The organism is Marivita sp. S6314, assembly GCF_023015985.1.
Classification (GTDB): domain Bacteria; phylum Pseudomonadota; class Alphaproteobacteria; order Rhodobacterales; family Rhodobacteraceae; genus Marivita.
The window spans coordinates 211691-226361 of record NZ_JALKAO010000004.1 but is presented as its reverse complement, the minus strand read 5'-3'; the positions used below and the strand labels follow the sequence as shown (position 1 = coordinate 226361).

At 60.1% G+C, this 14671-nt stretch carries 16 protein-coding genes; 6 read left to right on the top strand and 10 right to left on the bottom strand.

Annotated features, from left to right (window positions below):
- Positions 1 to 45: 45 nt before the first annotated feature.
- From MWU54_RS13320 to MWU54_RS13310, 3 genes are read right to left on the bottom strand one after another with little or no spacing between them, the layout of a single operon-like run.
- Entirely contained in the window at positions 46 to 450 is a 405-nt protein-coding gene (locus MWU54_RS13320) for a DUF1499 domain-containing protein (protein WP_247084636.1), read from the bottom strand.
- Between the two features lie 57 nt (positions 451 to 507).
- Complete coding sequence (gene speB / locus MWU54_RS13315; protein WP_247084634.1) at positions 508 to 1470, bottom strand: agmatinase; 963 nt, start codon at positions 1468 to 1470, stop codon at positions 508 to 510.
- The gene (locus tag MWU54_RS13310) at positions 1471 to 2634 is read right to left on the bottom strand and encodes a M20 aminoacylase family protein (RefSeq protein ID WP_247084632.1); all 1164 of its coding nucleotides are present in this window, start codon (positions 2632 to 2634) and stop codon (positions 1471 to 1473) included.
- A 64-nt stretch (positions 2635 to 2698) separates the two neighbouring features.
- Between MWU54_RS13310 and mazG the strand changes: the two genes are divergently transcribed.
- Positions 2699 to 3502, top strand: coding sequence for a nucleoside triphosphate pyrophosphohydrolase (gene mazG, locus MWU54_RS13305; protein ID WP_247084630.1), 804 nt, complete (start codon positions 2699 to 2701; stop codon positions 3500 to 3502).
- Between the two features lie 10 nt (positions 3503 to 3512).
- Here the strand turns inward: mazG and MWU54_RS13300 are convergent, their stop codons facing one another.
- From MWU54_RS13300 to MWU54_RS13275, 6 genes are all read right to left on the bottom strand, one after another.
- Positions 3513 to 4031, bottom strand: a complete 519-nt coding sequence (locus tag MWU54_RS13300; protein ID WP_247084628.1) for a DUF4214 domain-containing protein — start codon at positions 4029 to 4031, stop codon at positions 3513 to 3515.
- 259 nt (positions 4032 to 4290) lie between these two features.
- Complete coding sequence (locus tag MWU54_RS13295) at positions 4291 to 4524, bottom strand: acyl carrier protein (protein WP_085631956.1); 234 nt, start codon at positions 4522 to 4524, stop codon at positions 4291 to 4293.
- 266 nt (positions 4525 to 4790) lie between these two features.
- On the bottom strand, positions 4791 to 5528 hold the full coding sequence (gene fabG / locus MWU54_RS13290) for a 3-oxoacyl-ACP reductase FabG (RefSeq protein WP_247084626.1): 738 nt from the start codon (positions 5526 to 5528) through the stop codon (positions 4791 to 4793).
- Between the two features lie 58 nt (positions 5529 to 5586).
- A complete protein-coding gene (gene fabD / locus MWU54_RS13285; protein ID WP_247084624.1) occupies positions 5587 to 6519 on the bottom strand; it encodes an ACP S-malonyltransferase in 933 nt (310 codons plus the stop codon).
- 109 nt (positions 6520 to 6628) lie between these two features.
- Positions 6629 to 7567 carry a hypothetical protein gene (locus tag MWU54_RS13280; protein ID WP_247084622.1) on the bottom strand — a complete coding sequence of 313 codons (939 nt, stop codon included), beginning with the start codon at positions 7565 to 7567 and terminating at the stop codon, positions 6629 to 6631.
- Positions 7568 to 7774 (bottom strand): hypothetical protein, encoded by a 207-nt coding sequence (locus MWU54_RS13275; protein WP_247084620.1) that lies wholly within the window; start codon positions 7772 to 7774, stop codon positions 7568 to 7570.
- 296 nt (positions 7775 to 8070) lie between these two features.
- Here MWU54_RS13275 and rpsF point away from each other — a divergent pair, with 296 nt between their 5' ends.
- From rpsF to MWU54_RS13250, 5 genes are all read left to right on the top strand, one after another.
- A complete protein-coding gene (gene rpsF / locus MWU54_RS13270; RefSeq protein ID WP_247084618.1) occupies positions 8071 to 8427 on the top strand; it encodes a 30S ribosomal protein S6 in 357 nt (118 codons plus the stop codon).
- A 24-nt stretch (positions 8428 to 8451) separates the two neighbouring features.
- Positions 8452 to 8679 (top strand): 30S ribosomal protein S18, encoded by a 228-nt coding sequence (gene rpsR / locus MWU54_RS13265; protein ID WP_008328567.1) that lies wholly within the window; start codon positions 8452 to 8454, stop codon positions 8677 to 8679.
- Positions 8680 to 8691: 12 nt separating this feature from the next.
- Positions 8692 to 9318: a 50S ribosomal protein L9 gene (gene rplI / locus MWU54_RS13260; protein WP_247084616.1), complete on the top strand. Its 627-nt coding sequence runs from the start codon at positions 8692 to 8694 to the stop codon at positions 9316 to 9318.
- Between the two features lie 1010 nt (positions 9319 to 10328).
- Positions 10329 to 12284 (top strand): bifunctional 2',3'-cyclic-nucleotide 2'-phosphodiesterase/3'-nucleotidase, encoded by a 1956-nt coding sequence (locus MWU54_RS13255; protein WP_247084614.1) that lies wholly within the window; start codon positions 10329 to 10331, stop codon positions 12282 to 12284.
- A 221-nt stretch (positions 12285 to 12505) separates the two neighbouring features.
- The gene (locus tag MWU54_RS13250; protein WP_247084612.1) at positions 12506 to 13192 is read left to right on the top strand and encodes a Crp/Fnr family transcriptional regulator; all 687 of its coding nucleotides are present in this window, start codon (positions 12506 to 12508) and stop codon (positions 13190 to 13192) included.
- Between the two features lie 103 nt (positions 13193 to 13295).
- On the opposite strand, the gene tig is transcribed toward MWU54_RS13250, so the two are convergent.
- Positions 13296 to 14627: a trigger factor gene (tig, locus tag MWU54_RS13245; protein WP_247084976.1), complete on the bottom strand. Its 1332-nt coding sequence runs from the start codon at positions 14625 to 14627 to the stop codon at positions 13296 to 13298.
- Positions 14628 to 14671: the final 44 nt, after the last annotated feature.

Sequence of the window (14671 nt, the reverse complement as noted above, 5' to 3'; positions counted from 1 at the left end):
GAAGGGAGAGGCCCGCACTCCCGACTCCCAACACACGACTCCGGCTCAGTCCTCCAGACGCGCCAACCAGTCATCCACCCGCGCCTTGTTGACACCCATGTCGGACTGGCCGAACCGCAGGCGGGCGTGCAGTTCCAGTACGTCGTCATTCGCCATGACGGTGGTGTAGTCCGGGAACCCCATCCATTGGGAACGGGTGATATAGGTGACCTTGCCGTCCTCTACGCTGCCCGCGAGCACTTCGGTGCGCGGGGTCGCGAGAATGATGCGGTCGAGCTGGGCAAAGGTGCCCTCTTGCGCCGGAATGCGGCGACGCACGCCGCCGGCCAGATCCTGATCGGCGGTGACCTTGGGGTCGACATGCCACACGTCCGGGTCCGACGGGGCAAGGCGAATCCACGCCAGACCCGCAATCACAATCAGTAGTATCGCCCAGAAAATCATTTTCACGACGCCTTTTTCCTTGCCTCAAGGGGCCACCCTGCCCGACAGCACCTGTACGATACGTTATCCGCGGCGGGTCCAGCCCCAGAGGCACAGAAGTTCCGTTGCCACATGCGCGCCCGCAATCGCCGTGGCCCCTGTTGTATCGAAAGGCGGGCTGACCTCAACCACATCTCCGCCCATAAGTTCAATCCCGGCGATATTTCGCAGGATGCCCGCAATATCGGCACTGGACGGGCCGCCCCAGACCGGCGTGCCTGTTCCGGGGGCAAAGGCTGGATCAAGGCAATCAATATCGAAGGTCAGATAGGTGGGATAATCCTTGAGGATTTCGCAGATTCGTTCGGCCACGGCCTCGGGACCGATGCGGGCGATTTCGCGCGCGTCGATGATGTTGAAGCCCAGCGTGTCGGGATTGTCTGTACGGATGCCCACCTGAACCGACCGGCTCGGATCGACCAGCCCTAGCTTGACGGCCTTGTACAGGAACGTCCCGTGGTCGATCCGGTCCATGTCATCATCGGCCCAGGTGTCGGTATGGGCGTCGAACTGCAACAGGCTCAGCGGGCCGTATTTTTCGGCATAGGCCTCAAGGATCGGCAGGGTGATGAAATGATCGCCTCCCAGCGTCACCGTGGCGGTGTCCTGTGCCAGAATTCCGGCAATGTGCGCTTTCAGTGTTTCGGGAAATTCCGAGGTTTTGGCATAGTCAAAGGCCAGATCGCCGTAATCGGCAATCGCGAATTCCTCCATCACGTTGTAGCCCCAACCGAAGGGCGCATCCGGCGATTGCAAAGCCGAGGCTTCACGGATCGCCCGCGGGCCAAGGCGCGTTCCGGGGCGGTTGGTCACCGCCTGATCGAACGGCACCCCGGTGATGGCGATGTCCACCCCGCGCAGGTCCTTGGTGTACTTGCGCCGCAGGAAGGATGCGGCCCCACCGAAGCTGTTTTCGAAACTGCAGCCTTTCAGATCATCGCGGGTAAAGGCGTGGTCAATCTGGGTTTTTGCGTCTTCCAAGGCCATTTACGCTCTCCCGTGCCGCGTTTCGATCAAACGCGCGAAAAAGGACGCGCCAATCGGGGCGACGTCGTCGTTGAAATCAAATTCTGGGTGATGGACCGACGGTCCCACCCCCTGGGACAGAAAGAGGTACGCGCCGGGACGGGCTTCGAGCATGTAGGCAAAGTCCTCGGCCCCCATTTCAGGCGACAGTTCGGTGATGGTGTTGTCTGCACCAACAATCTCCTGCGCCACCTTGCCTGCAAAGGCGGCCTGATCCGGGTGGTTGATCGTGGCGGGATATTCGCGCACGTAATTCACGTCCGCCCTCACATCGTAGCTTGCCGCCTGACCATGGGCGATTTCAGCAATGCGCCGTTCCACCATATCCCGAAGGTCCGGATCAAAGCTGCGCACGGTGCCCGACAGCGACACCGATTCGGGAATAACATTCGTCGCCGACCCGCCCGAGATGACGGTCAGGGACACCACCAAGGGCATAAGCGGGCTGGTGTTGCGCGACACGATTGTTTGCAACGCCTGACCGATGGCCAGGGCGCAGGGCATCGGATCCTTGCACAGCGCCGGATAGGCCCCGTGCCCACCAACCCCTTTGACCGTGATGTGAAACTCGTCCACCGCCGCCATCAGGGGTCCGGGTGTTGTCATCAATTGGCCCGCCTCGGCAAACGGATAGGTGTGCAGCGCGTAGACTTCCTGAATGCCAAAGCGCTCCATGATGCCTTCTTCCACCATGATCCGCCCGCCACCATGAATTTCCTCGGCCGGTTGAAAGATCAGGGCCACCGTTCCGTTGAAATTTCGCGTCTCGGCCAGATATCGCGCGGCACCCAGCAGCATCGTGGTGTGCCCGTCATGGCCGCAGGCGTGCATTTTGCCGGGCACGGTACTGGTATGATCCGCGCCCGTTTCCTCGGTTATCGGCAACGCATCCATATCGGCGCGCAGACCGGTCACCGGGCCGTCCCCCTGCCCGTGGATCAACGCCACGATGCCGGTTTTGGCGAACCCTTCATGGATTTCGTCCACACCGAAGTCGCGCAACCGGTCCACCACGAAGGCCGCGGTCTGGTGGCACTCCAGCCCCAGTTCGGGATGCATGTGCAGATGACGCCGCCAGGTCTTCATGTCTTCGGCAAAATCGCCGATCCGGTTGATAATGGCCATGTCTGGACTCCCATCCGTTGATGCCGCATTCCTCGAACTAGACACCAGACAAGGAACCTTCGCAATGAGCGACGACCTGATCCATGACCCGAAAGGCGGCATGCCCCGACTTCTGGAAATCATGCGCCGCCTGCGCGACCCCGAAACCGGCTGCCCGTGGGACATCGAACAGGATTTCGCATCCATCGCGCCCTATACGATTGAAGAGGCGTATGAGGTCGCCGACGCCATTGAGCGCGCGGCCTGGGACGAGCTGAAAGGTGAATTGGGCGATCTTTTGTTGCAATCGGTCTATCACACGCAGATGGCCGAAGAGGCCGGCATGTTCAGTTTTGACGATGTGGCCAACGCGATCAGCGACAAGATGGTGGCGCGGCACCCGCATGTCTTTGGGGACGAAAGCCGGGACAAATCCGCCGAACAGCAGGTGCAAGAATGGGAAAAGATCAAGGCGGCCGAGCGGGCTGGCAAACAGGAAACCGGTGTGCTCGACGGGGTCGCCAAGGGCCTGCCTGCCCTGACCCGGGCGATCAAACTGCAGAACCGGGCTGCGCGCGTCGGGTTTGACTGGCCCTCCACCGATCAGGTGCTCGACAAGATCGTTGAAGAGGCGCACGAGGTGCGCGACGCCGACACACCCGAAGACCGGTTCGAAGAATTCGGCGATCTGTTGTTCGTGGTCACGAACCTTGCCCGCCACATGGATATCGACCCCGAGGCCGCCTTGCGCGCCGCCAATGCCAAGTTTACACGCAGGTTCGAACGCATCGAAGCCGCCTTGGCTAAGGATGGGCGGACCCCCAAAGACAGCACATTGGACGAAATGGATGCGCTGTGGGACGCGGCCAAAGCGGCCGAGAAAACCTAGGCGTCATCCATCACATCGCTTGCGGGATGTCGTCCTGTGTCAACCGGATGACGCCCACCAGTTGGATCAGAAACGCACCGTTCAGCTCTGACTGTTCGTTCTGAAAGTAGATTTCGGATTGTGAAACCGCGTTTTGCACGCTGAATGCGCTGCCATCATAGATGCTCATCACGGTTCGCGCGTTTTCCACGTTGCTCATCCCGCGCTCTACGGCGAATTCAGCCCCCACATTGGTTTTCAGGGCCAGGTATTCCTGATCAATCAATTGCTGCGTGATGAAATCCTGTGATGCGCCGGGCGATGGCGGTGCCTTGGCCCCTTTGAGCATTTCAAGGATAAACGCTGGCTTACTGACACCACCCGTGTCCAAAGCAGACACCCAGAAGGCCAGCCCATCCGCATCGAACGCGCGGCCCAGGACGTTCTGATAGACCTGCTGGGCAAAGGCCGTGTTGTCATTCAGGTTGGCATAGGTCGCCTGGGTTCCCGGTATGATGTCTGCAAATGGCGTTCCGTTGAAAATGGGCATGCGTGCGACCTCTCCCTGGCTGTGTCGCACACCGCTTTACAAACCAAACAGGGTCATGCGCGGCAGCGACGGTCTTACGCAATTATACCGCAGCCAACACATCTTAAAAACCGCATATGAGTTACCTCTTTACACTGTGCGCAAAGGCCCGGTGTATCATGAACGGTCCGAACAAACGGCCTGTCGGAGCGCGTCTGCAAGCACAAAAAAACGCGCCCCGGACAGGAGCGCGTTTTCAGAATTTCGGAACGGAGGCTGCTTACTGAGCTTCGTTGATGAACTTCACCGCGTCGCCGAATGTCTGGATGGTTTCGGCGGCGTCATCCGGGATTTCGATGCCGAACTCTTCTTCGAACGCCATGACCAGTTCAACGGTGTCCAGGCTGTCTGCGCCCAGGTCGTCGATGAAAGACGCGTTTTCCACAACTTTGTCTTCTTCAACACCGAGGTGCTCGACAACAATCTTCTTAACGCGATCTGCTACGTCGCTCATGTTTTCATCCTCACAGTTTCGTCGGCGCTGTAGGCCGGGTTAGCCCTCGCCCGGGCGGATATTTGATGTGCCCGATTGGGCGCAGGTTTGCGTCCCGGTCGAACGCGAAAGACCACATACGCCCCCAAAGGCGTGGCCCAAAACCTGCGCCGCTATAGCACATGGGAACCGGATGGCAAACGCTTTCACAGCAAAGACATGTGCAAGTTTCCCGCAACAAAACCCGCCGTTTCTGCATCTGCAAGAACGCGCTTTCGCGTTTTGTATCAGATCATTGCCATGCCGCCATTGACGTGCAGGGTTGTTCCCGTGACATACGCCGCCTCCGGGCTGGACAGATAAAGCACGGCTGCGGCAATCTCTTCGGGGGTGCCCATCCGCGCGCAGGGAATCTGTGTCAGGATCGCCGATTTCTGGTCATCGGTCAGCTTGTCGGTCATCGCGGTTTCGATAAATCCGGGGGCAACGGCGTTGACGGTGATGCCACGGCTGGCCACCTCGTAGGCCAGTGACTTGGACATGCCGATCATGCCCGCCTTGGCAGCGGCGTAATTGCCCTGACCCGGGTTCCCGGTTGCGCCGACGACCGATGAAATGTTCACGATGCGGCCCCAGCGCGCCTTCATCATGCCGCGCAACACGCCCTTGCACAGCCGGAAAGTGGACGTGAGGTTCACGTCAATCACCGACTGCCACTCCTCGTCCGACATCCGCATGAACAGGTTGTCCCGCGTGATCCCGGCATTGTTGACCAGAATATCAAGGCTTCCCATCGCCTCGACCGCCTGCTTCGGCAGGGCCGTGACAGCCTCGGCATCGCCCAGGTTACATGGCAGCACGTGCGCGCGCGCGCCCAGCTCTGCCGCAAGCGCCTCCAGCGGATCGGTGCGTGTACCGGACAGGCCGACCGTTGCGCCAGCCTGGTGCAGGCTTTTGGCGATCGCCCCACCAATACCGCCCGATGCGCCGGTCACCAGCGCTGTTTTGCCTGTTAGATCAAACATGAACGTCCCTCTTCATCATTTCTTCAGCAGTGCCATGAGATTTTTCGTACGAAAAATCTTAGCCCGCGACGGCCGCCTGTACATCTGCGGCCGTTCCAATGGCACGGGTTGCCGCGGATCTGTCAATCCGGCGGACCATGCCAATCAGCGCCTTGCCTGCTCCGATTTCCCAGAACTCATCCACGCCGTTGGCCCGCATCCACGATACCGTTTCCCGCCAGCGCACCGCACCGGTGATTTGGTCTACCAGCAGGCTCCGGATCTGCGCGCTTGAGGTCACCGCTTCGGCCACCACATTGGCCACCACCGGAACCACAGGATCCTTGATCTCGACCGCGCTCAACGCGTCTTTCATCACCTCGGCGGCAGGGGCCATCAGGGCGCAATGGAACGGCGCGCTGACCGGCAGCATCACCGCCCGCTTCGCGCCCGCGTCCTTGGCCAGCAGTGTCGCACGTTCCACCGCCGCCTTGTGGCCCGACACCACAACCTGCCCCGGATCATTATCATTCGCCGCCGCGCAGACCTCGCCCTGCGCCGCATCCGCCGCAACGGTACGCACCTGTTCCAGCGACAATCCAAGAATGGCCGCCATCGCCCCGACGCCGACGGGCACGGCATCCTGCATCGCGGTGCCCCGGGCGCGCAACAAACGCGCCGCATCGGCCACCGAAAGCGCCCCGGCCGCCGTCAGCGCCGAATACTCACCCAGCGAATGGCCCGCCACATAAGCCGCAGAGCCGACCGCGATCCCTTCCGCCTCCAATGCACGCATCGCGGCAATGGACGTGGCCATCAACGCCGGTTGCGCGTTGTGCGTCAGCGTCAGCGTGTCCTGATCGCCGTTCCAGATCAGATCGCTCAATTTCTCTCTCAGCGCGTCGTCCACCTCTTCAAACACGGCGCGGGCTGCGGGATAAGCACCGGCAAGATCCCGTCCCATGCCAATGGTTTGCGCCCCTTGTCCGGGGAATAGAAAGGCTCGGCTCATCGCGGGTCTCCAGTCTTGTGCTGCCCTGCCCTTACAACCCACGCAGGCCTGACGCAACGTTTCGCCGGCCAATCCGCCGTTCTGGTGTTCAGAGTGCCAATCTCGGGGATCAGTCGCCGGGCCCGACGCGAATCCACTTCGCGCCTGATCCGGTGTCGGTGCCGCGTCGCACAACAACGCCCGTCGGGTCAGAGGACGTGTCGGCTGGAGCCTGCGCCCGCAAGGACGCCGGGGCCCGGTCGGACAGGCGCGTCCAGATGTGGTCCGCAAGCCCCTGGCTCGCGCCAGCATCCATCGCCGTTCCCCCTGATATCCGCGTCAGCGTGGCTGGATGGCCCGCCTGTGCCAGACGGTCCAGCGCCGCACGCATGTTCGGAACCGCGTCGTCGCCGTCGTGATCACCAACAAAGCCCAAAACGGGCACAGGTGTCAGCGCAGGAAGCATGCGAAACCGGGGCGACTGACCTGACACGGCAGCCACTGCGCCGAACGGTCCGCCCCCCAAATTGGCAATACGCATCGCATGCGCCGCGCCCTCACCATAGCCGACCAGGAAAATCCAGTCCGACGCCATTGGATAATTCACGCCCACCTCTTTCAGCAGCGCGGCGAGGAACATCGGCCCATCCGAGATCATCGACCACGTGTCGCCACGCGCCTCCGGCGCAACCAGAACAATGTCCCGCTTTTTCGCAACGCCCTGCCAAAGCGCCAGCACGGACTGCCCATCCTGCCCCGACGGGTGCAGCAGCACTACAATCGGCCGGGGAGTGCCCGACCGCACGCCAAGCCCAAACCAGCGCCGAGGTTCAGGCGTGCCAAAGCCCATCACCGGGCCAGTTTCGAACACATGCGCGTTGCCGATCTCCGGCTGAACCGCCTCATTCGTCCCCTGACGCGCCAAGAGCGGCAGATCCAGTTCGGTTTCCTCGAACACGCCCACCCGATCCGGTGCGATCAGGCTGTGCGCCAGCACCGCCAGCGTCGGCCCCACGGCCCAGAGGCCACCCATTATGGCCAGCTTGAGCACAATCTTGCGAAACCGCATCTATTTGCGCTCGAACAGACAAATACCGGCCAACCCCATCAGCACGACCGACAGGGACAATCCCATGATCCGCGCTTCGGGCAGCGCGCCGTTCACGGCGAACCAGATCCCCGGCACGGAAAGAAGGCAGGCAATCCCCAGCAGCCGTTTGAAAAGCCGTCCGACAGACGGAGTGCTGCGCGTGTAGGTGTCCTCGTAATGGACCATGTGGGATCCTCCTTTTGCCGAACCGGTGCGGACGGCCAAACTGTTTACGTTCTGGAAACACTCTGTTGTGCGAATCTGCCGAATTGAGGGCGCATCCGGTGCAACGGCACGGCAGGTTTCGGGCAGGATTGTGACGATGCGCCCCGGCAAGGCGCGGACGACTTGATCCCCCCCGGTTTCCGTGTATACGGACGCTTCCTTTCGCGGATCGATTTACCGCGCAGTCTCTCGTGGGCAGGTGCGAAAGGACTCAGAGCCTGTCCTTTGAAATGCGCCAGAACAGAAACGGAGTGCACATGCCGCTATACGAGCATGTTTTTATCTCGCGTCAGGACTTGTCCAACGCGCAGGCTGAAGGCCTCATCGAACATTTCGGCACGGTCCTTGCAGACAACGGCGGTAAGCTGGTTGAGCAAGAGTACTGGGGCGTCAAAACGATGGCCTACAAGATCAACAAGAACCGCAAGGGCCACTACGCCTATCTGCGCACCGATGCACCGGCCACAGCCGTGCAGGAAATGGAACGCCTGATGCGTCTGCATGACGACGTGATGCGGATCCTGACCATCAAGGTCGACGCACACGAGGAAGGCCCCTCGGTTCAGATGCAGAAGCGTGACGACCGTGGCGACCGCCGCGAACGCCGCAACTAAAGCTTGAAGAAGAGGACATAAGACATGGCTGCAAAACCATTTTTCCGCCGTCGTAAAGTCTGCCCCTTCTCGGGCGACAACGCACCCAAGATCGACTACAAAGACACCAAGCTGCTGCAGCGCTACATCTCTGAGCGCGGCAAGATCGTGCCAAGCCGCATCACCGCAGTGTCTGCCAAGAAACAGCGTGAGCTGGCCCGTGCAATCAAGCGTGCCCGTTTCCTCGCCCTGCTGCCCTACGCAGTGAAATAAGGAGAACCTGACATGCAAGTTATCCTTTTGGAACGCGTGGCCAAGCTGGGCCAAATGGGCGACGTCGTTGACGTCAAGCCGGGCTATGCGCGCAACTACCTGCTGCTGCAGGGCAAGGCGCTGACCGCCTCGAAAGAGAACATCGCGTCGTTTGAAAACCAGAAAGCGCAGCTTGAAGCGCACAACCTGGAAACCAAGAAAGAAGCCGAAGCGCTTGGTGACAAGCTGGGTGGCCAGCAGTTCATCGTGATTCGTCAGGCCTCTGACGGCGGCAACCTCTACGGCTCGGTTACAACCCGTGACGCCGCAGACGTGGCCACCGAGGAAGGCTTCACCATCGACCGCAAGCAGGTCATCATCCGCACCCCGATCAAGGTGCTGGGCCTGCACGAGGTTGAAGTGACGCTTCACCCCGAAGTCACCGTGACAATCGAGCTGAACGTTGCCCGTTCGCCCGAAGAAGCGGAACTTCAGGCCTCCGGCAAATCCATCCAGGAACTGGCGGCGGAAGAAGAAGCGCAAGCAGAATTCGAAATCGCCGAACTGTTCGACGATATCGGCGCCGCAACCTCCGAAGACGACGATTTGGCCGAAGCCGTCGAAGACACGTCTGACGAAGAGCCGAAGTCGGAAGACTAAGTCTCATCGACCTGACACGACGAAAGCCCTGCCCTTTTGGCGGGGCTTTTTTTGTGGCGTTTTCTGACTGGCGAAATTTCGAGGCAGCCAATTTTCTGCGCGGCTGAATCGGTGAATCGAAGGTTTGGTGTTAGACTTCTTCCGAATTCACCGGAGATGTTGCCATGCCAAGACCTTGGAACGACACTGTCCGCGCAAGTGGCACGCTTCGAATTCACTGCACGCAACAGATGGTGGGAGATTGGCAAAATGTGGTGTCCGATGCCATCACGGCCTTCAACGCGATCAGTACGCGCCAAAGCTTAGGGGTCACCTTTACGGACGAAGCAGACCAGGATCAGGCCAACGTGGTTGTATGGACTGTGTCGGGCGCACACTCCACGGTTTTCCGAGGCACAACGTATCAGATCAACCTCCCCGGAAACGCAAGCGCAGGGCACACATCGCTTTACTCGATTGCGGACAAAAATGAGATGGCACATGTGTTTCTTCCGGCAACTCCCGGCCAATACGCACAAACCAGAGCGTTAGGTCGTCCGGTCAGGTTGGTGATCGCATTCCACGAGCTCATTCATTGTTGCGGCTTGCATAATAGCGATCATGGCGACTTGGCCTTTCACGGCACGCCAAGCGCAACACGCGGTGGAACCGCAAGTGACGACCGCGTGAGCGTCAGATCAGGGGGCCGTTACGTCCATATGCCGCCCTTGGTGATCTCTGCGCAGACAGCTCGGAATATCCAGAACACGTGGGCAAGTCCGTAAAGGCATTCTTCAAACACCTGTGTTGAAGACTGTCGGCCAATACGGCGCGCATTTTCGTCTGTTTGATTGAGGCACGGTCAACGTCCAACGCACAGTATTCAATTTGTATCAGCAGAACCTGAACACATCTTCACAGGCACGGTGTTCACATCCTCAAAACGCGGTTTCCTGCCAGCGCGACAAAAACGCTATGAGGATGAGGCGGATCGGCAGTACGCTTGGGGCGTAACCACAGGGGGACTCATTATGCCGATTGAACTGAACCGCCGCGGATTCCTGGCGTCTACCGCGGGATTCATTGCACTTCACCCATACGCTCTCCAGGCTGCCGCCAATCAGGCGCATTTGCGGATCATGGAAACCACCGATCTGCACGTGCATGTCCATCCCTATGATTACTACGCCGACCGCCCCACTGATCGTGTCGGGCTCAGCCGTGTTGCGTCGATTGTTCAGAACATCCGCGCCGAGGCGGGCAATTCGATCCTTTTCGACAATGGCGATTTCCTGCAGGGCAACCCGATGGGCGACTATATTGCCTATGAGCGGGGCATGAAGGATGGCGACATGCACCCCATCGTCACCGCCATGAACACGCTGGGCTTTGAAGGCTCGACCCTGGGCAATCACGAATTCAACTACGGGCTCGACTTCCTAACCAAAGCCGTGGCGGGGGCGGACTTCCCGGTGGTGTCCGCCAACGTGGTCAAGAAAGCGGGCGCATCGCCGCGCGAAGACGAAACCCTGATGCCGCCCTATGCCATTCTGGATCGCAAGATCACCGACGGTGCGGGCACCGAACATGATATCAAAATCGGCCTTATCGGCTTTGTCCCGCCGCAGATCATGACATGGGACCGCCGTCACCTTGAAGGCAATGTCGAAGCGCGGGACATCATCGAGGCCGCCAAGGCCTGGGTGCCACAACTGCGCGAGGAAGGCGCGGACATCGTCATTGCGCTGGCCCATACCGGGATCGGTGGGGCCAACGAAGAAGACATGATGGAAAACGCCTCTATCCCGCTCGCCGGTGTCGACGGGATCGACGTGATCCTGACCGGGCATTCGCACCTTGTCTTTCCGTCTTCCACCTATGCCGAAACGCCGGGGCTGGACGTGGAAGCGGGCACCATCAACGGCAAACCCGGTGTCATGGGCGGCTTCTGGGGCAGCCATATGGGGCTGGTGGACCTGATGCTGGAACGCGACGGGTCTGGCTGGCGCGTGGTCAGCCACACGTCAGAAGCGCGCCCGATCTACAAGCGCAACGAGGACCGGTCGATCACCGCCCTGGCGGAGGATTACCAGCCTGTGCTTGATGCGACGATGAAGGACCACGAGGAAACGCTGGCCTATGTGCGCCGCGCGGTGGGCAAGACGGATGCCGCCCTGCACAGCTATTTCGCTTTGGTTGCCGATGACCCATCGGTCCAGATCGTGTCCAACGCGCAACGCTGGTATATCGAACAGATGATGCAGGGCACGGCACATGAAGGCCTGCCCATCCTGTCCGCTGCCGCGCCGTTCAAGGCGGGGGGCCGTGGCGGCGCGGACTACTATACTGACGTGCCTGTCGGCGATGTGGCGATCAAGAACGTGGCCGACCTCTACCTCTACCCCAACACGGTGCGCGCGGTGCGGGTGACCGGGGCGCAGGTGAAGGACTGGCTGGAACGCTCGGCGGGTATGTTCAACCAGGTCGAGGCCGGGGCGTCGGATGCGCCGCTGCTGAACCCCAACTTCCCCAGCTACAATTTCGACGTGATCGACGGGGTCACCTACCAGATCGACCTCAGCCAACCGTCAAAATTTGACCGCGACGGGGCGGTGATCAATGCGGATGCCAACCGCATCGTGAACCTTGCTTACAATGGCGCGCCGATTGATCCGAACGCAGAGTTCATCATCGCCACCAACAACTACCGCGCGGGCGGCGGGGGAAGTTTCCCCGGCACCGGCGATACGATCGTGTTCGAAGGTCCGGACACCAACCGCGACGTGATTGTGCGCTACATCGTGGAGCAAGGCACGGTCAGCCCGCGTGCGGATTTCAACTGGCGGTTCAAGCCGATGGAGGGCACGTCGGTGATCTTTGAAACCGGACCGGCGGGCGCGAAATACGCCAGCGAACTGGAAGGCATGACGCTGGAAGAGGCAGGCACAAACGACGACGGTTTCGCGCTGTTCCGGATGCAGCTCTGACACCATCCCCTTGGCATGGACCGTGTTTGACCGGTCCATGCCTTACCCTGCCTTGTCGCATATGTGGCGCGTCCGTATGGACCGCAAGCACGGCAATTCTGATGCCCGCGGACCAAGGCCAGACAGAGTGACGCCACGCACCCATGCGAAAGAGTATGGGAAAGGGTTGCTCATCCCCGCGGCTTTCACCATCCTGCGCGCAACAGGCAAGAGAGGCTGACATGCTTTCAGAATACAATCGGAAGCTTGCACTGGATTCTGTCCTGCTGCGGTCCCTGCCGAAAACCGAAGCGCAAGCGATGCTGGATGACGCCAGTCTGCACAAGTTGCGGAATGGCGAAACGCTTTTCCTGCAAGGCGACATTGCCGATCACCTTTTCATCGTGCTGGACGGGTGGCTCAAGCTGTACCGCGTTGATGAAAACGGCCAGGAAGCGGTGGTGAGCGTCTTTTCCAAAAGCCAGAGTTTCGGGGAGGCTGTGGCCCTGTCCGCAGGGGCCTACCCGGTGTCTGCCGAAGCCGTCACTCAGGCCACGGTCGCGCAATTTTCAGCGCGGCAATTCACCCAACGGATCACCAGCCAGCCGGAGCTGGCACTGGCGCTGGTGGCGTCCACCTTCCGTCATCTGCACGAACTGGTGGGCCAGGTCGAGCAGTTGAAAGCCCGGACCGGCGCGCAACGGGTTGCGGAATTTCTGCTCGAGCTGTGTACGACCGAAGACGGTGCCTGCGCGGTACAATTGCCATACGACAAGGTGCTGATCGCGGGCCGTCTGGGTATGAAGCCCGAAAGCCTGTCGCGGGTGTTTCAGAAATTGAAAGGCATCGGCGTCAGCATTCAGCGCAATCAGGCGATTATCAAAGACGTGCGTCAGCTTCGCGACTTCTGCAACGCGGACCGCAATTGACACGCTGAGGTCCGGCCCGAGCACCATACCTAATAAGCGGACGGCTGAACGAAAAAAGGCCGCCCGAGCCGGACGGCCTTTCCAAAATTCAAACGCCTGACGCTTATTCTTCGTCGAGCGCTTCAACGGCCTTTTGCAGATCGTCCTTGGAGACCTCTTTTTCGTTCACAGTCGCCTGTTCGGCCACGTGATCGACAACCTTGTCTTCAAAGATCGGCGCGCGCAGTTGCTGCTGCATCTGTGGGTTCTGGCGCACGAAATCAAAGAACGCGCGTTCCTGACCCGGGTACTGACGTGCCTGGTTCATGATCGCCTGCGTCATCTCCGCGTCGGTCACTTCCAGCTCTGCCTTCTGGCCCAGTTCGGCCAGCAACAGACCCAGCTTCACGCGGCGCACGGCCAGCTTAGTGTGCTCGTCCGTGGTTTCGATCTCGGGGTGGTCGTGGCCTTCCACCTCTGGGTTTTCCTCGTGCCACAGCTGATGCGCGATCTGCTTGGCTTCGGCATCGACCAGCGATGGCGGCAGGTCCACGTCAACCTTGGCGTCCAGCTGATCCAGCAGATCCCGCTTCATCACCTGACGTGCGGCACCGGCATATTCGGCCTCAAGACGTTCCGCGATCTGGGTTTTCAGCGCGGCAAGATCTTCGGCTCCGAACTTGGTGGCCAGCTCGTCATTGATCTCTGCCGCAACCGGTTCTTTCACAGCTTTGATGGTGCATTCAAACACAGCCGCTTTGCCAGCCAGCGCTTCCGAGCCGTAATCGTCGGGGAACGACACTTCGACGTTCTTTTCTTCACCGGCCTTCACGCCGACAAGCTGCTCTTCGAAGCCGGGAATGAAAGATCCGGAGCCCAGAACCAGCGGGTAATCTTCGGCCGCGCCGCCGTCAAAGGCTTCGCCGTCGACTTTACCAAGGAAGTCCATGACAACCTGATCGCCGTCTTTGGCCTTGGAGCCTTTCTTGCGATCTTTGAAGTCCTGCGCGGTTTCGGCGAGGTTGGACAGCGCTTCGTCCACTTCCTCGTCACCGGCTTTGACGACCATTCGCTCAAGCTTGAGCGACGTCAGATCAACCTCCGGCATCTCGGGAAGCTTTTCGTAAGACATGTCGACCTGAATGTCGTCGCCCTCTTTCCAGTCCTCGTTGGTCATCTTGACCTCGGGCTGAAGCGCAGGGCGATCGCCGCTGTCTTCAAAATGCTTGGACATCGCGCCGTCGATGGTTTCCTGCATCGCTTCGCCCAGCAGACGCTGGCCAAACTGCTTTTTCAGAAGCGGCATCGGCACTTTGCCTTTGCGGAAGCCTTTCATTTCGACTTCGGGCTGCGCTTCTTTCAGCTTTTCGTTAACTTTTGCGTCCAACTCGTCTGCCGAGACGGTGATCGAGTAAGCGCGCTTGAGGCCCTCATTGAGGGTTTCGGTGACCTGCATGTCGTCCTTATCCATTGCATAGGGGCCGCGGAGGCGTCCGCGGC